The organism is Shewanella piezotolerans WP3, from assembly GCF_000014885.1.
Taxonomy (GTDB): Bacteria; Pseudomonadota; Gammaproteobacteria; order Enterobacterales; family Shewanellaceae; genus Shewanella; species Shewanella piezotolerans.
On record NC_011566.1, the window covers coordinates 409,542 to 430,148 of the forward strand.

Annotated in this window: 16 protein-coding genes; 7 read left to right on the forward strand and 9 right to left on the reverse strand. The window is 44.0% G+C overall.

What is annotated here, in order from left to right; genetic code table 11:
- Positions 1-67: 67 nt before the first annotated feature.
- The 6 genes from SWP_RS24595 to hemC form a co-directional block, all read right to left on the reverse strand.
- Entirely contained in the window at positions 68-4,393 is a 4,326-nt protein-coding gene (locus SWP_RS24595) for a beta strand repeat-containing protein (protein ID WP_044555556.1), read from the reverse strand.
- Positions 4,278-6,659 (reverse strand): retention module-containing protein, encoded by a 2,382-nt coding sequence (locus tag SWP_RS23285; RefSeq protein WP_020910612.1) that lies wholly within the window; start codon positions 6,657-6,659, stop codon positions 4,278-4,280. The genes SWP_RS24595 and SWP_RS23285 overlap by 116 nt, the downstream gene beginning before the upstream one ends.
- Before the next feature lie 280 nt (positions 6,660-6,939).
- Entirely contained in the window at positions 6,940-8,106 is a 1,167-nt protein-coding gene (locus tag SWP_RS01835) for a heme biosynthesis HemY N-terminal domain-containing protein (protein ID WP_020910613.1), read from the reverse strand.
- The gene (locus SWP_RS01840) at positions 8,106-9,254 is read right to left on the reverse strand and encodes a uroporphyrinogen-III C-methyltransferase (RefSeq protein ID WP_020910614.1); all 1,149 of its coding nucleotides are present in this window, start codon (positions 9,252-9,254) and stop codon (positions 8,106-8,108) included. Before SWP_RS01840 ends, SWP_RS01835 begins: the two co-directional genes overlap by 1 nt.
- Before the next feature lie 66 nt (positions 9,255-9,320).
- Positions 9,321-10,049, reverse strand: coding sequence for a uroporphyrinogen-III synthase (locus SWP_RS01845; RefSeq protein WP_020910615.1), 729 nt, complete (start codon positions 10,047-10,049; stop codon positions 9,321-9,323).
- A 9-nt stretch (positions 10,050-10,058) separates the two neighbouring features.
- On the reverse strand, positions 10,059-10,991 hold the full coding sequence (gene hemC, locus SWP_RS01850) for a hydroxymethylbilane synthase (RefSeq protein WP_044555557.1): 933 nt from the start codon (positions 10,989-10,991) through the stop codon (positions 10,059-10,061).
- 479 nt (positions 10,992-11,470) lie between these two features.
- On the opposite strand from hemC, the gene SWP_RS01855 reads away from it, so the two are divergent.
- On the forward strand, positions 11,471-13,876 hold the full coding sequence (locus tag SWP_RS01855; RefSeq protein ID WP_020910617.1) for a class I adenylate cyclase: 2,406 nt from the start codon (positions 11,471-11,473) through the stop codon (positions 13,874-13,876).
- A gap of 55 nt (positions 13,877-13,931) precedes the next feature.
- Here SWP_RS01855 and cyaY read toward each other — a convergent pair whose 3' ends face one another.
- Positions 13,932-14,264 (reverse strand): iron donor protein CyaY, encoded by a 333-nt coding sequence (gene cyaY, locus SWP_RS01860; RefSeq protein ID WP_044555558.1) that lies wholly within the window; start codon positions 14,262-14,264, stop codon positions 13,932-13,934.
- 443 nt (positions 14,265-14,707) lie between these two features.
- On the opposite strand from cyaY, the gene SWP_RS24060 reads away from it, so the two are divergent.
- The 6 genes from SWP_RS24060 to SWP_RS01885 all read left to right on the forward strand — a co-directional run bounded on the left by SWP_RS24060 (position 14,708) and on the right by SWP_RS01885 (position 19,311).
- Entirely contained in the window at positions 14,708-14,884 is a 177-nt protein-coding gene (locus tag SWP_RS24060) for a hypothetical protein (RefSeq protein WP_020910620.1), read from the forward strand.
- 5 nt (positions 14,885-14,889) lie between these two features.
- Complete coding sequence (lysA, locus tag SWP_RS01865; RefSeq protein WP_020910621.1) at positions 14,890-16,134, forward strand: diaminopimelate decarboxylase; 1,245 nt, start codon at positions 14,890-14,892, stop codon at positions 16,132-16,134.
- Between the two features lie 65 nt (positions 16,135-16,199).
- Positions 16,200-17,027, forward strand: coding sequence for a diaminopimelate epimerase (gene dapF / locus SWP_RS01870; protein WP_044555559.1), 828 nt, complete (start codon positions 16,200-16,202; stop codon positions 17,025-17,027).
- Positions 17,024-17,659 carry a DUF484 family protein gene (locus SWP_RS01875; RefSeq protein WP_044555560.1) on the forward strand — a complete coding sequence of 212 codons (636 nt, stop codon included), beginning with the start codon at positions 17,024-17,026 and terminating at the stop codon, positions 17,657-17,659. The genes dapF and SWP_RS01875 overlap by 4 nt, the downstream gene beginning before the upstream one ends.
- Before the next feature lie 12 nt (positions 17,660-17,671).
- Positions 17,672-18,586, forward strand: a complete 915-nt coding sequence (xerC, locus tag SWP_RS01880; protein ID WP_020910624.1) for a tyrosine recombinase XerC — start codon at positions 17,672-17,674, stop codon at positions 18,584-18,586.
- Positions 18,583-19,311, forward strand: coding sequence for an HAD-IA family hydrolase (locus SWP_RS01885; RefSeq protein WP_020910625.1), 729 nt, complete (start codon positions 18,583-18,585; stop codon positions 19,309-19,311). Before xerC ends, SWP_RS01885 begins: the two co-directional genes overlap by 4 nt.
- A gap of 4 nt (positions 19,312-19,315) precedes the next feature.
- Here SWP_RS01885 and ric read toward each other — a convergent pair whose 3' ends face one another.
- Both ric and SWP_RS24330 read right to left on the reverse strand, forming a co-directional pair.
- The gene (gene ric, locus SWP_RS01890) at positions 19,316-20,023 is read right to left on the reverse strand and encodes an iron-sulfur cluster repair di-iron protein (RefSeq protein ID WP_020910626.1); all 708 of its coding nucleotides are present in this window, start codon (positions 20,021-20,023) and stop codon (positions 19,316-19,318) included.
- Between the two features lie 109 nt (positions 20,024-20,132).
- Positions 20,133-20,606, reverse strand: a complete 474-nt coding sequence (locus SWP_RS24330) for a hypothetical protein (protein ID WP_020910627.1) — start codon at positions 20,604-20,606, stop codon at positions 20,133-20,135.
- Position 20,607 lies beyond the last annotated feature (1 nt).

Genomic DNA, 20,607 nt, shown 5'->3' on the forward strand with positions numbered 1-20,607 from the left:
TAAATATAGTGACTTCTATCCTTATGTGGACTGACTCGCAAATGGGTACTACTTTAGACTGATTTCTCTAAGGGATGATGTTTCCTTGATCTATTTGCTCATACGGAGGGATAAAGGTGCTATTCGGGTCGACGATTAAAGCATCATCGGCAATGAGTCCGGCGATAATGTCTGATTCATTATTACTGCCGTAGACTAATGATAGATCTATGCCGTCCAAAACAATTGTTACCCCATCACCACCTGCTACCCCATCTATGTCAAGTACTATAGTTGTATCTCCTCCACTAATAGTAATAGAGCTAAAGTAATCTTCCAAATTACCATTTTCTTCGTTAATCAGTAGGTCGGATAGGTCTAATACATCGATTTGCTGATTGAAGCCGTAGACCGTATCTGTCGAATTATCGGCAGAATCTTCAGACCACCAGAAAAAGTCTCTTTCGCTGTCATCTGCGCTAGCGATTGTACCACCATAAAGGGAATCATCTCCTTTACCTCCAGAAAGGAGATCACGACCGGAACCACCACTAATGGTGTCGTTATCATCTCCTCCCATGATAATATCGTTGCCAGCCCCACCGTTGAGTATGTCCATACCTCCCTGGCCAAATAGAATATCATTACCATTTGCGCCGTTAAGTGTGTCTCCTCCATCATCAATTTGAGATACATCAAAGTCTTCAATATTTTGACTAATGAAGTTATGAACTTCAGCATCAGTAACTGTGGCGACATTAACGCTTAATTCATCTGCAACGTATTGCCTTATTGCATCCATGCCTTGCATAGAGTTACCAAAGAAATCGGTTAAGTCACCGAAAATGATATCGTCTCCTTCTCCGGCATTAATCGTGTCATTCCCTGGGAGTATATTGGATCCCAAAATAGCGTCAGCAAGGTCGTCGACATCAACATTATTAATAATTGGTGCTTCAGTATCAAATTGTTGAAGAGTTGAGCTATTTACATTGCCACCAAGGCCAATTGCTTCCACGTATGATAGTGCGTTTAATAGGGCAAATGCATTTTGAGCATTTTCAAAGTAATCACCGGGTTGGCCATTATCAGTATTTGGCTCTCCATCTGTAATAAAGAAAGTTCGATTATTACCTTGAGGATAATTGTCATTAAACCAGTTATAGGCAGCAGTGAATGCTGCTGAATAGTTTGTGGTTCCTCCGCTACTCATAGCTTCTAATGCGGTAGTTATACTGGCAAGGGGGTCGTTAGAACTGAGGTCAATTGCAATCAATATTTTTGCCGTTTGATCAAAGTCGACCAATAGCACATTGACGGTACCTGCACTGGGTTGATTTGCATTGGTAATTAGCGTTGCAAGTACGGATAAGATTTGTGCTTTAGCGGTTGCGACTGCGCTGTCTCCCATACTACCTGAAGAGTCAATGAGAAAAGCTAAGTTGTAATCAGCACCAGCTAAAATATCTGGGGTATCGCTGATAATAGTGTCGTTACCGTCGGTGCCTATGTAGTTGTCGTCACCTGGGTTAAGGGTTTCGCTATCATAAACGGCAATGCTCACATTTGCAGTGTCTGTTCCTCCATTGCCATCGTTAATGGTGTAGCTGAAGTTAATTGGTGTAGAGCTATTACCATCGTGCTCGAAAGTATATGAGCCGTCCTCTTGTATCGTTAACAGCCCTCCTTGAAGTATTACTTCTGCTTCACCACCAATAAAGTTCAAGTCGATACCATTTACTTGTGTCAGTAAAAGAGGATCATTATTCGAGTCGCTATCAACTCCTGAGCCAGTGTCATCAGTAATTACATTACCGGCAACTAAGCCTTCGTAATCGACTTGGTAGAAGTTATTTAAGGCGTTTGGAACATAATTGTCAGGAGTTAAAGTGACACTAAACTCCCCTGTATTTGCACCAGCAAAGACAACCGCGTCACCATCACCATCAGTTGCAGCGTAACCAAATGCTATATCTATTGGCGCGTTAAATACTAAGCCATTGGATGCTAGGCCTGTAATTTGGAAATCTTCTCCGCTTACATGGACGATTTCGATCGACATGATTGACAAACCATTGAACTCTAACTCTTCAATGAGCAATGTTGGGCCGATGGTCGTATTCACAATTTTGGTACTGTTGTCTGAGTAAGTTACTATATATTGAATGTCAGCTGAGCCACTATGGTTTCCGTTATTGTTGGTGCCTAAGTTGATAGCAAGTAAATTTGTGCCGTTTACGCCATAGTCAATTATGATCGACTCATTATTCGCGATTGAGGTTTGTGGTCCAACACCAATACCGTGGCTATTCGAGTTTATTTGAGAAGATATGCCGTTGGTGTAACCAGTAATAGTGGAGATAACATTACTAGCTTGGCCATTTTGAGCGTATATAGCGCCATCAGAGTCGACAAAATAGGTTGTGTTATTTCCTGCTGGAGCTGAATCTATGTCGTAATCAATGATCGTTTCAAGATCGATTTGCTGCAGCAACGTAAATTGATAGTCGTAATGACCATTTCCATCAAGCACTGCAGTTAGTGTGAATACGTCCACTCCATTAGCGCTAGCGGTTAACGTGCTGCCGCTCATTGTATACTCAAGTGCTACGCCATTGTACTGCAATCCATTCGTCAAGACATTAAAATTGATACTGCCAAAGCCATCAGCGCCCGGGTCAAATAAGTCTGCGATTACACTCTCTCCTATTAGGTGAGGGATATTGTGGACTAAGTTTTCATCAACTTCATCGACGGGTGCATCATCTTCAACGGTAACGTTAAAGTTTGCATTGACATCTTGAACGCCGTCATTAATTGTCACCCCGAAAGCAAATGTTAAGATATCTTCGATGCTATTTAGAGGGTGATCAATGGAGTCGAATAATGTCACGGTATAGCCGACTTCAAAACCTGTTAGGTTAGAGGTTACGGTGCCTAAAGCTATAGACATAATTGTATTTTGCCCCACAGAACCCGTCAGTGTTTTGCTTGCATTATTCCAGCTCCAACTGATTAATTGACCATCTGAGAACATGTCCGTAGTAGGCCCTGAAAGTGTTACATCAAAGATACTACTGTCTTGAGCATCAGCATCAGCATCAGTAAAGGTAATCAGTCCACTATTTACCTTCAGATTAGTTGTATCCGTAGGAACGCCAACATTATCTATAATACCGCTATCAAGCCCCTCTTCGGAAACGGTTACAGAAGTGATGTTAGAGATAACAGGAGTATCGTTATCACCATTAATAGTGATATTAACGGTCTCGGTGTCGGTGGCACCAAAGCTATCAGTGACGGTGACCTCAAAGCTGAGGCTGATGGTTTCGCCTTCGCTGAGGAACTGAGTGAGGGAGTTGAGTACCGTATAATCCCAGCTGTCGCTGTCAGCACTGAAGCCCGCGATGAAGTCATCAATTTGGCCCTGGGTTAAATTACCGCCAGACCAAATAACACTGCCAACATGGGCAAAGGAGATAGTGTGGTTATCGCCATTATCAACGTCGGTGAAACTTAACGCGCCGCTGTCAGACAGGCTAGGCTCATCGTCATCTTCAGTTACCGCACCTTCGGTATCGTTGATTGTTAGCACCGGAATATCGTTGGTACCGTTGACTGTGATGGTGACATCTTGGGTGGTGAACGCGCCGAATTGATCGGTCAAGGTCACGGTAAAGACTTCAAGGTGTGACTCACCAGAGGCGAGGGCATCCACCAAGGCGCTGTCATTAAGGGTATACGTCCAATTACCATTATTGTCGATGGTGAACTCACCATACACACCGCTGGCGTTACCCGACCAAGTGATAACGGCATTATCATCGGCATCGCTGCCGACAAGGGTACCGTTAGCTTCCAATACTGCAACCGCTGGGGTGTTATTGTTGCCAGGGTCTTGGTCGAAGTCATCAATCACTCCGGCTTCTTTCACGCTGCCGCTGTCTTCGCCTTCGTTAACCGTAATGACGGGAGTATCGTTATCACCATTAATAGTGATATTAACGGTCTCGGTGTCGGTGGCACCAAAGCTATCAGTGACGGTGACCTCAAAGCTGAGGCTGATAGTTTCGCCTTCGCTGAGGAACTGAGTGAGGGAGTTGAGTACCGTATAATCCCAGCTGTCGCTGTCAGCACTGAAGCCCGCGATGAAGTCATCAATTTGGCCCTGGGTTAAATTACCGCCAGACCAAATAACACTGCCAACATGGGCAAAGGAGATAGTGTGGTTATCGCCATTATCAACGTCGGTGAAACTTAACGCGCCGCTGTCAGACAGGCTAGGCTCATCGTCATCTTCAGTTACCGCACCTTCGGTATCGTTGATTGTTAGCACCGGAATATCGTTGGTACCGTTGACTGTGATGGTGACATCTTGGGTGGTGAACGCGCCGAATTGATCGGTCAAGGTCACGGTAAAGACTTCCAAGGTGTGACTCACCAGAGGCGAGGGCATCCACCAAGGCGCTGTCATTAAGGGTATACGTCCAATTACCATTATTGTCGATGGTGAACTCACCATACACACCGCTGGCGTTACCCGACCAAGTGATAACGGCATTATCATCGGCATCGCTGCCGACAAGGGTACCGTTAGCTTCCAATACTGCAACCGCTGGGGTGTTATTGTTGCCAGGGTCTTGGTCGAAGTCATCAATCACTCCGGCTTCTTTCACGCTGCCGCTGTCTTCGCCTTCGTTAACCGTAATGACGGGAGTATCGTTATCACCATTAATAGTGATATTAACGGTCTCGGTGTCGGTGGCACCAAAGCTATCAGTGACGGTGACCTCAAAGCTGAGGCTGATAGTTTCGCCTTCGCTGAGGAACTGAGTGAGGGAGTTGAGTACCGTATAATCCCAGCTGTCGCTGTCAGCACTGAAGCCTGCGATGAAGTCATCAATTTGGCCCTGGGTTAAATTACCGCCAGACCAAATAACACTGCCAACATGGGCAAAGGAGATAGTGTGGTTATCGCCATTATCAACGTCGGTGAAACTTAACGCGCCGCTGTCAGACAGGCTAGGCTCATCGTCATCTTCAGTTACCGCACCTTCAGTATCGTTGATTGTTAGCACCGGAATATCGTTGGTACCTTCAATAGTCACCGTGACGATCTGACTTGCAGAGAGTCCATATTCATCAGTTACTGTAATATTGAATGTTTCAGTGATTTGATCGCCGAACGCTAAACTATCTGCAAGTTCATTACTGAGAGTAAAGGTCCAGTCACCAGTTACTTCATCAAGGCTGAACATGCCGTAAGGTGTTTCTGCCGCGCTGTCTAGGCTCCAATTAAGAATTGCGCCATCATCTAAGTCAGTTGCGGTTAATGTGCCACCTGTCTGGGCAATACCTGCTGTTGCGATGTTCCCGCCGACGAGCACACCTGCTTCCACTACAGTGCCCTGAGCATCTTCAAATGAAGAGGTGATAACGGGCGCATCGTTTTCACCTGTAATGGTTATTACCAATGTTAAAGTCACTTCATCACCGTCAGCATCCACTAACAGGTAGTCGAATGTATCGGTTATTTGCTCGCCGAGGGCTAACGACTGAACTTCACTGGTTTGATTATTAAGAATGTAACTGTAGCTACCATCGGCGGCGATGATTAGCGAGCCATAAGCGCCGGCGATTGTACTTTCAGCGCCGACATCAGTCGTTCCAGAAACTGAAGTTATTTGGGTTACTTGGGCTAAATCAGCTCCTAAGGTATCGTTGGCTAAAACATTTCCGAACACTCCTGCAAGATTGTCCTCATTAATGGCATTAATATCATCAAGGCCAGTTGGAGCGTCATCGACAATATTGGCCGTTACGACGGCAGTGGTGCTTTCTCCCTGATTATCGGTGAGTTGCACTACAAATAGCTCAGATAGAATGTCAGATTCACTGTGGTCTAATGCGCTATTAAGAGTGTAACTGTAGGTAAGAATTGAATTTATGGGGTCATATGCTGATATCACTAGTGTGCCATATTCACTCGGGATGGTCACAGGTCCAATAAAGTTACCATCGACGAATACTTGGACCCCATTGATAGTAAGGGCTTGAATTCCCGCTTGTACTGCAACGGAAACACTTTCAGCTTGTGATAGTGCAGCAACTTGAGGGGCAGAGCCTTCCGCCAAGTTCTCTTCATAAAGAGTCACCGAACTAGCTGAAACTGTTGGCTGGGCAAACTGTTCTAGAAAGCTGGGCAGTTCGTCTTGGCGAGAGGTTTGTGGCTGAATAAAGCCATCTGTATCGTGTCCTGCCCCAGCAATGGTTTCATCACCTGCACGGCCTACAGATACAAAACCACCGCCTTCGTTACCTGTTGGGCTAGTTTCACCTGCTGCGGTATCTGGCAAGTTCAATGTTGGATCTTCACCGCTAAGGATTTGTGCTTGTAAGGCGGCAATTTCAGGATCGATAGTTTCACTGATTACTTCAGTTGCTTCAAATCCGCCTGTCGCGATTTCGCTCGAGTCTTGGAAATCTAGTTGGGTGACTATGGTGCCGTCACTATATTCAAGTTTAAACGTCGCATCTGAAGCAACAGTAAATGAGGTGTTTTTAAGTAAGGTATCGCCCACTTGAAGTGGCACCATCTCGCCTTGACTATTTTGTTTGCTAATAACGCCTGAAAGCTCAACTACGGTGGCATCCAGCTTTGAAGTATAGGTACCCATCATAAAATACTCGACAATCTCGTCCGTGAGCTAAATGAAGGTTAGTTAGTACTTAAGTATTATTAGTCAGTGTACTAACAGTACTAATTTCGTATGCGCTTCAAATGTTGTCAAATCGGATAAAGTCAAGGAGGTGAGACAATATATTTTTAGAAAATTGTATAAGGTTTTAAAGATCAGTCTTATCAGCCAGCTAGCTTGTTCGGGAGTTGAGAGGTCATTATTTAAAGACAAAAAGCCACTATAGAGTGGCTTTTATATACATAATGGATATAAAAATAAGTTACAGCTTAGCGGCATTTCTTCTGGTTTGAAGTGCTCTGTTTAATTCGCCTTGGTGCTCTTGTACGTCAGCAAGCGCGTGTAAGTTACTGATATCGTCCTGGAGGTAACAAGCTTTTTGCCACCATATTTTAGCATTGTGATAGTCATGATTTTGGTGATACAACTTAGCTAAACAGACCTGATAATCTACGTTATCTTCAAAGTTAGCTTCGAGCGCTAATAGCTGCTTTTTAGCTTCAACATCCGACGGGGTGAGCACTTGAGATAATGCTTCAAAAATGGCTTTTGATGGAGATGTTTTAAGCTGCTTTTGCAGCAGCTTTATAGACTGCTCTTTTTGGTTATAGCGATTTAAGCCGATGGCATATTCTGCGATATACTCAGCTTGTTTTCGTTCGCTACGTGATAGCCAGTGCCAACATTTCTCTAGTTCTTGCTCATTTGTACTTGCGGCATTCTTTAGTAAAGCGATATTGGTTTCAAAGGTAAGCTTTTTAAATATATCGTCAGCCATAATCTGTTTTTTGCTGGCAATTGGTAAAATAAGTTTAAGGGCTTGCCAATCTTGCTGCGCTTTATATAGGTCAACAGCGAGCTTTATCACGGGGGCTTTGCTTTTGCTGGTAGGATTGAGCTTATCTAGCTCTTCTCGGGCTAAAGCTAATTCACCCTGTTGCAACAAATAGCGGGTGCGGGTAGTACTCACCGCTTTTGTGGCTAACGGTTCAAGCTCTGCTTTTGCCAGATACTCATCACGTGCGGCAATATTATTTTGATGTTGTGCTGCTCGCGCAGCCGCGAGCAGATTAAGTGCGGGGATTTCACCCTTATCAGCACCTTTAACCATGGCTTTTTCGGCAGCGGCCCAATCTTCTTCTGCAAGCGCTAAAGCCCCCATTAGGGTGTGCTTTCTTGCTGCCTTTTTACGCCACTTTTCAGGTAGTAGTCGACTTCCTAAAATGAGGTTTAACACCCAAACAATAACAAACTCAGCCAGTTGTAGCAGACTGTAAAATATAACCAGTGCAATAACGGCAAAGACGATACTGGTCTCTACTTGATAGTCACCAACGGCAAGATAAAGGTAGCCTTTATTTCCTGCTAGAAATGGACTGATGAAGAAGCCCAGTAAAATAATGCCTAGATAGACCAGAACGCGAACCATTATTGTGCCCCCTCTGTCATCAAGTTACCGTAGGTGACCAATTGATTTAATAAGTTAGATGAATCAAATCGTTCAAGCGACGTTGTTTGAATCTTCAAGGTTTCTAATGCATCTAAAGTGGTTAGAGCATCTGTGACTTGTTGATCTTTAAGATCGAAATACTGATAGACCCATTTTCTCGCCAGCTTAACTGAATTGCGGTAATTCACTTGGTCTTGGCGATATAGTGCGAGTTGAGCTTGTAGTAATTTGTTGCGGGTATTTTCGACAAGGTACCACTGTTGATCGGGTTCTAGTAATGGTGCGGCATCAGTGGTGCGCTTTCTTATAATGACGAAGTCATCAATTAGCGCTTGCCATGATTTGGCAAGGTTTGATTGCCAATCATCTAATGAATCACTCACCTGGGTATCTTTTAACTCTTCAGCAGAAAAATGAGTTTCAGCTCGGTTTAATGGCAAGGTCTCCAATCCATCAATTAAAGTATCAAGGGTTAATACTGTTCCGGCAATATCGGTATTTTTAATCGAGGCGGTAGCGGCAATATCTTTTGCGAGCGCTTTTCTAAGTGGCATTAGTGACGGATCGCGCATTGACTTTATGCGTTCGTCGGCCGCTTTTAGTAGGCTAGTTGCAGTGCTAGGATCTTTCTCTAACCACAATTTTTGCCCTGCAAGGCGTACTAGGTATTTCGCTTCCTCTGCGCGCCAATGGTTAGGGTTGCGTTGAGCAATTATCGAGACTCTTTCTTGTAGTTGCGTTTGTTCGCTTTGAGCGGTTGATAGCGCTAAATCCACAGCAGATTTAAATTGATTCTGCTGCTGCTCTAAAAAGGCGATACGCTGATTGGGTTTAACAAGTTCAGCCTGTAACTTCTGCTCTAATGCCAAAGATTGCGCTTTTTGCGTTTCAAGCTGTTGATATAGATGGTATCCGCCAGCAGCTGTGGCAAAAGCGATTATCAATAGTAAAAAAAGCGTAATAATAACGCCCCATGGTGTCGTTTTATTTGCTGCAGGAGGTTCATTCACCGCTGGTTGTGCTGCGCTACTTTGCGGTTCAGACTGAGCCTCAATAACGGGCTGTGACGCATTAGTTTCTTCTGGAGTAGGCTCTGTGGAGCTGGCGTCAGTGTGCTTGTTTTCCATTAAACAGTCCTTGAAAGCGATGATGCTGCAGTAAAACGAGTATTTACTAATGCTTAAGTGACTAAACTATAAGGATAGTGCAGTCAGCATAGCATTGGTATTGGCTGCTTTTGCATTGGTTACGGTGATTAGACCGTACGCAGTAGCTTTATCATATACTCGGGAGCTAGGGACTATAATATGACAAGTTTGCAGCCATGCAAATAGTTCATTTGGAACAGTTTTGACGAGGTTATCGAGTATTTCGCCACTGGTAATGATGATAGTGTCTATACCAAACGATTGCCATTGCTGGCAAATATTACTCATATCTAACTCGGGACATCCTCTTTGATAGACTTCCCAATAAGCTAAATTTGCGTTGCGCTTGGTTAGCTCTATTGCTAAATCCTCTCTGCCACCAACGCCTCGAACAATGACAATATTCTTATCATCGACACTTTTAAGTGAGGGTAAGCTGAGTAAGCCTTCTGTTTGCTGACAATTATCAGGCGCTTTCTCAGCACTAATATCAAGGGCTTGTAAGGCTAGATAAGTCGCTTGGCCGACAGCATAGTATTTTGCAGATTCTGGCCATCTGGCTGCAATGGCTTCGGAAGCAAACTTTACGGCATTGGTACTAATAAAAATGATGATATCAGCATGGGCAAGTGTGCTGCTGACTTGTGTTGATTGGAGATTTGAAGTGGGTGTTACCTGTAATAAAGGCGTAGTAAGGTAAGAGACGTTCCTAAAAGATAACGCCTCTTCCATTAACTGATTGCGCCCTTCTGGACGCGTCAGTAATACCTTCATTGAATCAACTTATGCTTTTGCATACACTGCATCAAGAATAGTCTTTGCGCCTTTTGAAAGCAGCTCTTCAGCAAGTGCTACACCAAGTTGCTCTGCATCGTTCTTATTGCCAGAGGTTGCGGCTTCAATGACTTGGCTTCCATCTGGATTACCCACTAAACCGCGCAGGCTTAACGTATCGCCGTCGATTTCAGCATAAGCGCCGATAGGCACCTGACATCCACCCTCTAGACGGGTGTTCATTGCACGTTCAGCGATCACGCGTTGACGTGTTTCTAAATGCTCCAATGGTGCAAGAAGTGCTTTTACACGAGCATCATCAGTACGACATTCAATGCCTACAGCACCTTGGCCGTTTGCTGGCAGTGAGTCTTCTGCTGATATGAAACTGGTAATTCTCTCTTCAAGCTTTAAGCGCTTCAGACCTGCTGCTGCAAGAATGATGGCATCATAGTTACCTGCATCAAGTTTAGCTAAACGAGTACCTACATTACCGCGAAGATCTTTGATTTGAAGATCTGGACGAGCCGCTCTGATCTGGCATTGACGACGTAAGCTTGAAGTTCCAACCACTGCGCCTTGCGGTAGTTCATTGATGCTAGAGAAGTTGTTTGACACAAATGCATCACGTGGATCTTCACGTTCACAAATAACTTCAAGACCTAGGCCTTCAGGGAAATCAACTGGTACGTCTTTCATTGAATGAACGGCGATATCAGCTCTGTCTTCTAACATGGCAACTTCGAGTTCTTTTACGAATAAGCCTTTACCACCAACTTTAGCAAGCGGTGTGTCTAAGATGATGTCACCTTTAGTGCTCATCGGCAGCAATTCAACGGTGAGGCCTTCATGGATTTTTTCCAGTTCAGCTTTCACAAATTCAGCTTGCCACATGGCAAGAGGGCTCTTACGTGTTGCGATACGGATTACATTTTGAGACATGCAGAATATTCCATCTTAGAACTTAGTTGCGCCAATGCTAACATTGCCCGATTGCAGATGTAACATTCTGCTGTTGATTCTTTGAAGTATACCCAATTATATACCCGTTCTACCTGAAGATGCAGGATTCAGTGGGAATTTAATGGACTTTAATCACGGCATTGATTGCAACGAATGGTCATTTCCTTGGTAAAATCAATAACACAGAGTAAAGTCCATTAAAGCCCATCGCAGAAGGCTTTGTGGCAGCCCGCTTCGTTGTTGCACTAATTTAAAAGGGAAGAACCATTTCTACATTAATGCGCCTAGAATTGAACTGACACAATGCCTCTGAAACGAGCACCTTCAAGTAGAACGGGTATATACCACTGAAAAATGTGATCGGAGTCACATTTACTTGCTGCAAAACATTTTGCCGTATACATTAGAGATAGCGATATAGACTAAGGAGTTAGCTTAACTTGGTAGAAAAGCTCGATATGCACGAATGTGCAGCTGAAAGATTGGATAGTATTCGATACGCCAGAGCGAGCGCTTTACTGTCGCCCCTTAAACGCTACCTGCTTCGTCTAATCCCTGTTCTATTGCATCATCGTTCTGAAAAGCTACCTGGCTACAATGGGCCGTTTACCCCATGTGGCATATTTGATTTCCATTTAAGCAGTGAAGACTTTGAAGCTTGTGACACCCTAAACCTCAATGTTCCGCCAAATGCTACTAAATCTAACCCTATGATTGAAGGGGTTTATAGCATGGGAAGTACTGCCAGCTTCGGGCAGAATTCACAGAGTGATATAGATGTTTGGCTTATCCATAGTCAATTAATGAGCAAAAATCAGTGTGAGTTATTATCCCAAAAAGCCACATTATTAACCGAGTGGTTTGCCCAGTATGACTTCGAAGTGAATATTTATTTGGTTCATCCTGAGCAGTTCATTATGGCTCAAGAGGAGCAAGCACATCTATATAATTGTATGGGACATGAGCACAGTGGCAGTGCTCAGCATTGGTTGTTATTAGAAGAGTTCTATCGCAGCCATTTTAAGCTTGCAGGCAAAGTCATTGCTTGGTGGCCTAAAGCCAAAACCAAATCTTATTTACTTTCGCTTGGCGATGCGCAAACACTGCCGGCTAGTGAGTATTTTGGTGCGTCTTTGTGGCAGCTCTATAAAGGGGTCGAAAAGCCTCATAAAGCATTGTTAAAAGTACTACTGCTAGAAGCATATGCCAGTGAGTATCCGAGTACTCAATTGGTGAGCGAACGCATTTGGCAGCGTACCTTAGAAGGTGATTTTTCAGCAGGCAATGACGCTTATTACTTATTGTATGAGTCAATCGAAAAATACCTATTGAAGCTAGGTGATGCGAGAAGGTTAGAGATCACGCGTCGCTGTTTTTATCTAAAGTGCGGCGTAAGACTCAGTCTGCCAGAACAAGCGAAAGACTGGCGCTACTATAAAATCCACCAGTTGGTTGAAGATTGGGGCTGGGCAGCCAGCCTAGTTGAAACCCTCGATAATTGTGAGCATTGGCATTGCGGACAACTGCAGTGGTTTAATGAACAACTCAATGAGCTAATGCTAGGTAGTTATCAAACCTTGCTGCACTTCGCTTCGGCTCACCGGTTGAGTGAGAGTTTGAGAATTTCCGAACTGGGTCTGCTGACCCGAAAGCTGCATACCTATTTTAGCGAAGATGAGCATCAGATCATGACGCTTAACCAGCTTTGGAGTCGCTCTCTGACAGAATCGCACCTGTCGATTATCTATAGTGAGCAAGATAAAAACTATTATCTGTATCGATGCGCGCCTCAGCCGAGAAATTTTTTACAGCATAGTGCCGTTTATCACTCAAAAAGTAAGGCTAAGCTATTGGTGTGGGCCTCACTAAATGGAGTCTCTGTTGAGGGAACGCGCTGGTATGAGGTTAAGAAGAGTAAGCACAGAGCGACTTTTTTAACAACGGCGGCAGATCGCTTAGTTGGTTTAATTGATATTGGTTCGATGAAAGTTTCAAAGTTGGCGCTCTGCCAGCCTTGGCACTTTAAAAAGTTGGTGTTCCTGCTTAACTTTAATAGTGACCCTACTGAGCAATGGGTGGGGCAGGAGATAATGGCGGATTATCTAAACAGCAATGTATTTTCCATGGGAAAAAGCAGTAGCAATATGCTGGGCTCTATCGATGTCATCAGTCTAAATAGTTGGGGGGAGTGGCATTGCCACCATTTCGAGGGACAGAAGGCGTTATTGGATACGCTGGCCTTTATCACTCCTGGGATGAAAAGAGCCTCGCAAGATGTTGCTATGGAAGTGATTAGTTGTTCGAGTAAGCTCAGATCTCAAACTGAACGAAGCGTTAAAAATCTACTTGATAGAACGGTTCGCTTAAGTCGTGGTGCACAAGAGTCATCAACATTGGTCTATCCGCTTAAAGTCGGTAAGATCCGTTATGGTATTTTCTTTAATAACAGAGGTATGCATTTTGAAAACCTCAGTGATGCTAAGTCATTCTATCAGCAGTTATCAAAGAAAAAACTGGTTGAAATACCAAGGCCAGAGCTTGGCAATGAGCCGTTTTCAAAGATCCCTTCGGTTATTCAAGATTACGCCGCGAGAGGGGCTATTCAGTATTTCTTGCGTCAAAGAAGCGAAGGCTTAGATGTGTTTATCTTAGATGAAAACAATGCCCTCAATCATTATGTGCAGGAGGAGGTTGATATTGAAGGATTAGTGAGTCAGGTCAGTCATCACCATGCTTTTAATGATTCTATATTGGAGCGAGAGCAATTTAACATGCCTCAATTTTTTAAGCTGGAACGCTTGAGTGGTAAATTGGTAGCGCTGCCTTTTGGTGTCTCGAAAGAGGCCTATGAGGTAGAGTTTTAGGTCAAATTATTAACAGAAAAAGAGGAGTGTTAGTTCTCCTCTTTTTTATAATGAGCTATTTGATATCTAGTTTTAGACCACTTTGCTTGAAAATAGACTCAATGACAAATGGCATAAACTCATTGTCATTACGTTGATCTAACCATTTTCCGTCAATGTAAGCGAAGTGGTACCCGCCGAACTGAGTCGCTAACCAAATCTCATGCATCGGCTCTTGTTTGTTGATTACAATTTTAGAATTACCGTTGAACTCTAACTGCAATACATTACCTGAACCATCCACATCGACGTCAGCATCTTGCTCGTCAATGAGTACCTCTATCGCACTATCAATTGCTTGAAACATTTCATCTGCTAGTTGATGAAATTCGAAATCTGTCATAGCCATGGGAGTCATTCCTCAGATTTTTAAGATTGCCGCGTTAATGAAGTCAATACTACCAATCCAGCTTGAGTTTACCAATCACAATAATTTTAAGGTTATTGATTACTGTGATTATAAATCACCGTTAATTTAATTATATGGTTGTTTTATATGCATTTGTTTTGACTGCGATTCAACAGGGGGGTATGTCAATGATGTCGTGAAATATAGATAAATGGCGTGCTGACTACGATTAACTCGCCAAATTATGGTTTATTACCTATAAACCTTAGTAAAACACATATTACTTAGCACTAAATAAGTGTTAGAAACAGTGGATATAAATGCGATATAGGGTTGACTGCTAATAGCCTAGTCTGCAACCATCAAGGTATCTATTTTTTGCCACACAGCAAGACATTGACTGATGTTACCTCAGTTCAAGTTATTGCGCTAAAGGGTCATCGATGTTGAAAAAAATGAGACTGTTTTTGTTGCTTGGGCTTGGTAGCCTAGTACTTTTAGGCTGTGGGCAAAAAAGTGCACTATTTAGAGCACCTCCGCAAGACGTTAATCAAGCAGCGACGGATGCAAAGTCGCCTGACGCAGAGCCGAAGCAAAGCGAAGAAAGTAAGAAGGATTAAAGACGTTGGATCATTTTATATATCAAGCAGAAGAACTCTACGCCGAACAATGCCAGGTTGCAGAATTAGCTAAGCAACATGGCACGCCTCTTTACATCTATTCTCGAGCGACATTAGAGCGTCATTGGTATGCTTTTGATAATGCAGTCGCTAATCATCCACACCTCATCTGTTATGCGGTTAAGGCAAACTCCAATATTGCAGTGTTAAATGTACTTGCACGTTTGGGGAGTGGCTTTGATATTGTCTCTGGCGGCGAGCTTGCTAGAGTGATCGAAGCCGGTGGTGATCCCGCTAAAGTGGTATTTTCTGGCGTAGGTAAAACTGTAGCTGAAATGGAGCTGGCGTTAGAGATAGGTATTTACTGCTTTAATGTTGAGTCTGCGGCTGAGTTGGAACAATTAAGTGTTGTTGCACAGCGGATGAATAAAGTGGCTCCAGTGTCGTTGCGCATCAATCCAGATGTTGATGCTGGCACTCACCCTTACATCTCTACAGGCCTTAAAGAGAATAAATTTGGTATTGCGATGGAAGAAGCTGAAGCTATTTTCCTGCGTGCTAAAGAGTTACCTTGCATCGAAATCAAAGGCGTAGATTGTCATATTGGTTCTCAGCTTACTGAGATAAAACCGTTTTTAGATGCAATGGACAGAATGCTAGCTTTAATCGATCGATTAGCTGAGCTTGGTATTGAAATTAAGCATTTTGATGTTGGTGGTGGGCTAGGTGTAACTTATGATGATGAGTTACCACCGCAACCTGACGTATATGCTGCCGCGCTATTGGAGCGCTTAGGTGGTCGAGATCTTAAGCTGATTTTTGAACCAGGCAGAGCGATTGCCGCCAATGCAGGTATCTTTGTCACGCAAGTACTATACCTTAAAGAAAATAGCGATAAGCGTTTTGCTTTAGTTGATGGTGCGATGAATGACTTGATTAGACCTTCGCTTTACAGCGCATGGCAAAAAATTATCCCCGCGATCGATCGTGGTGGTGAAACCTTGAACTATGATGTTGTCGGCCCCGTTTGTGAAACCGGTGACTTTTTAGGTAAGGATCGCCAACTAAACATAGCTGCAGGTGACTACTTGGCTATTCGCTCATCGGGCGCCTATGGTTTTACTATGGCTTCGAATTACAATTCGCGTCCACGAGCAGCGGAATTGATGGTTGATGGCGACAATGCTTACGTGATCAGAGAAAGAGAAAAACTTGCACAGCTGTGGCAAGGTGAGCAGTTACTGCCGTAAACTCAATAAATAGAATGTAGCGTGGTAGGTACTATCCGCTACTGTTACCTTAAAGGAAGTCCATCTTGATTCAATTCACGAAGATGCACGGTTTGGGCAATGACTTCATGGTTGTTGATGGGGTCACACAGAATGTGTTCTTCTCTCCCGATCAGATCAAGCGCTTAGCCGATAGAAATTTTGGCATTGGCTTTGATCAATTATTGTTGGTGGAGCCTCCGTACGATCCGGATCTCGATTTCCACTACCGCATTTTTAATGCAGACGGCAGCGAAGTCGAGCAGTGTGGTAATGGCGCGCGCTGTTTTGCACGCTTTGTCCGTAATAAAGGTCTGACTCAAAAACATAAAATCCGAGTCAGTACTTCATCAGGTAAAATAACGCTAAGGCTAGAGCGAGATGGCAAGGTGACGGTCAACATGGGGGTGCCTATGCTTGAGCCGTCGAAGATCCCATTCAATGCTAAGAAAGTTGAGAAAACCTACTTACTTATGGCATCTACCGGAACCTACCTTTGTGGGGCGGTATCTATGGGGAATCCACATTGTGTGATTGATGTCGACGATGTAGCCAATACAGATGTCGACACCATTGGTAGCGAATTGACCCAGCATGAACGTTTTCCTAAAGGGGTGAATGTTGGCTTTATGCAGGTGGTTAATCCTGGCTATATAAAACTACGAGTCTATGAGCGCGGCGCGGCTGAAACATTAGCCTGTGGCACTGGCGCTTGTGCGGCGGTAGTTGTGGGTATTCTGCAAGGTAAACTAGAAAGAAACGTGCGAGTTGATTTACCTGGTGGCACCCTGATGATCAATTGGGATGGTGAAGGTAAGCCACTATGGATGACCGGACCTGCCGAGCATGTTTATGATGGACAAATTCCCCAATGACAGATAGCAGCATGAAACAGCAACCTCCTTTTGATGAGATATTGATTAGAGAGTACTTGCTCGATAACCCTGATTTTTTTAGTCGCTACCCAGAGTTATTATTGGCAATGCGGATCCCTCATGCAGAGCGCGGTGCAGTTTCGCTCGTTGAGCGTCAGCAAGAATCACTGCGTCAACGAGTGTCTCAGCTTGAAGAGGAGATCACTTCCTTACTGTCTATGGCGTCTCGTAATGAACAGATCTACATGTTTAACAGTGCATTGTCGATGCAGATGCTAAAATGTGATGATATGGGTGAGTTGCGCCAAGTATTATCGAGTGGTTTAAAAGAGCAATTCCAGTTCAGCCATGTGCGGTTAATCACGGTACATGATATCGACAGTGAACTGTCGCAGATTTGGAGAAAACGTTTAGATTCTGGTTACTATTTTGGTCGCTTAACCAATGAAGAGTCAAAACGCTTATTTGGCTCTGAAGTAGGCTCAGTGGCATTATCGCGTTTATCGCAAGAGTGCGGCCAAGTGATCTTTGCTATCGCCAGCTCAGATCCGATGCATTTTCACCCTGATATGGATCACCTGTTACTTTCACAGCTCAAACAGTTACTGGATCATCAGTTGCCCAAAATTTAATAGTGAGGCTTTATGGTCGACAATGTATCTTCGGGCACGTCACCTTGGCTTATTGATTTTGAACGATACTTAACAACTGAAAGGCAGGTTTCTGCTTACACAGTGAGAAACTATCTGTTTGAGTTAAAGCGGGTAGAAGCGGTATTTGCAGCTAATGATGATTGGCTTGAACTTAAGCATGAGTCGCTGCAAGCCATTATTGCTAAATTACACCGTAAGGGGCTGAGTCCACGGTCTCTGTCTCTTACGTTGTCATCAATTAAACAGTTTTTTGATTTTTTACTCCGAGAACAGCAAATCTCCGTTAATCCAGCACTTAACCTCAGTGCGCCTAAACAAGCTAAGCCGTTGCCGAAAAATATGGATGTAGACTCGGTGACCCATCTGTTAGAAATCGATGCGAACGATCCGCTAAGTTATCGAGACAAAGCGATAATGGAGCTGTTTTACTCTTCAGGGTTACGATTGGCAGAGCTTGCAGCGTTGAATGTCACAGATATTAAATTCTCCCAAGCGCAAGTTAAAGTCATGGGCAAAGGCAGCAAAGAGCGTATCGTACCGATTGGAAAATTAGCACTGACCGCTATCTCCCAGTGGCTTGATATTAAACGTGATATTCCCTGTGAAGATGATGCATTGTTTGTCACCGCCAAAGGCCGACGTTTGGCGCATCGCAGTATACAAGCCAGACTGGCTAAATGGGGGCAGGAGCAAGCGCTGAGCGTAAAGGTACACCCCCATAAACTGCGGCACTCATTTGCTACGCATATGCTTGAATCAAGTGCAGATCTGCGCGCCGTTCAAGAGCTTTTAGGCCATGCGAACTTGTCAACAACTCAAGTCTATACCAGCTTGGATTTCCAACATTTAGCTAAGGTATACGACAGTGCACATCCCAGAGCAAAAAAGCGAGGCAATAAATCATGAAGCTGTTTATTAGGCCGCAAAGCTTCAGCACTATTAGCTTTGATTTAGATGATACCTTATACGACAACCGACCTATTATTCGTCAAGCAGAGGCGGCATCACAGCAATTTCTGAATCATCATTACCCCAAATCTCAAGCGTGGCAAATAGCCGATTGGCATCGATTAAAGCTAACGATAATCAAGCAGCGCCCGCAACTGCGCCATGACCCCAGCCTAGCTCGGCAAGTAATGCTTGAGTGTGGTTTAGTTGAATTAGGTTACGACGCAACTACGGCCAAATTAGGAGCGACAGCTGTGTTTGACCACTTTGCCATGCATCGAAGTCACTTTTCAGTATCTCAGCAGGTACTTGAGTTACTCGCGAACCTTAAGCAGCAATATCGGTTAATAGGCATCACCAACGGCAATGTTGATTATCAGCGTATAGGTTTAGGTGATCTACTTGAATTTGTTTTACATCCGGGGCAGGGCTTCAAGCAAAAGCCCGCAGCAGATATGTTTGTGCAAGCTGCTAAGCGGCTCAATATTCCACAGAGACAAATACTGCATGTTGGCGATAGCGCCATGAGCGATGTGGTTGGGGCAAGGCAAGCGGGTTGCCAGGCTGTGTGGCTCAATCCTGGCTTTGGTGTAACAAAAGAGGCTGCTTTAACTCAACAGCTGCCTCATATTGAAATTAATAATATCCAAGAGTTAGTCAAACTTAAGTCATTTTGGCGATAGTGACTTAAGCCGTTAATGCTAATGCTTTTGGAAATAGCACGTTATTTTCTATGTAGATATGCTGCTTTAAATCCGTATCGAATTCTGCAAGGCTGGCATAACAGACACGCCAAGTGGTGCAAGCATGCTCTGGCGGTTGAAAGCCGTTAGTGAGCTCGCTAATCTTCTCCATAATCTGCAGCGCGTCATCATGTTCATACTGCATCGCATTGATTGGGTTACTGATGTGACCAAAGCAAGTTTGGCTTTCAACTTGATTGTGCAATCCTAAAATGGCCGGAAACAGGATCTGTTCCTCTTTCATCAAATGTGGCATTAAGTCATCGACTAGCGCAGCAATCCAGCCTGCTAACGGTTTTATTTCGCTGTGGTTTTCACCGTGAGCACGTACCATCTTCTGGCTGTACTCTACTAACAGCGGTGCTTTATCTCTGACAAAGGTGTGGTGGGTGGCTTCGATGTAGTTAAGCAAATCAGGCAATGCTAGCTCCGTTAGCCCGTCATTTGTAATCGTGTTGCCATCAAGTGCTAAAAGCGTATTAAGTAATGCTTCTTCATCGGCATTAAAACGTGAAATAGCACGATCTAGGGTAATACCGCCACCACAACAAAAGTCGATACCATATTGACTGAAAATATGGGCGCTGCGAAAGTCATTGGCGACTAACTCCCCGACTCGAGTATTAAGTAGCACTTCTTTTGATTGAGACATGGTGGCACTCCAACAAATTAATATAACAAGTATATTATTTGCATCTTTTGGTTTTCTCAATCATTAGTTGAGTAAAATGCTCGGGTAATCACGTTTCTTGGGCAAAACCTTACTTTAGAGGTACGCTTAGAACTTGTTTGCTTACCTGCTGCTTTTCAAGCATGCCGCCGATACGAATAGCCTGGTTTTTATAGGTAATCAGGCCGCGATGATCCATTGATGGGGTTGCCACGATCGCTGCTGGTAGCCATTGATGGGAAGTTAAATCAAAGCGGTGCATCAGGTCTGAGGCACCGCTTGGTTGGCCGTTATAGCCGATACCATCATAGTTGTATGGATTATTGCTGCCGCCAATAAAAATGATTTGTTGGTTGTGCTCATCGCCTACAGCAGCCATTCGATAATGGGCCACAGCATCGGGTTGTGGCAAATTACCTGCCACCTGCTGTGAGTAATGGGGTAATAGCTGCCAGTCTATACGTAGGTGATTATCTGTTTTGATTTTGCCATATACACATATCGGCGAAGCGCTAAAGGTTCTTGATTTATTGAGTTGAGCTTGAACTGTTACGCCGTCACACATG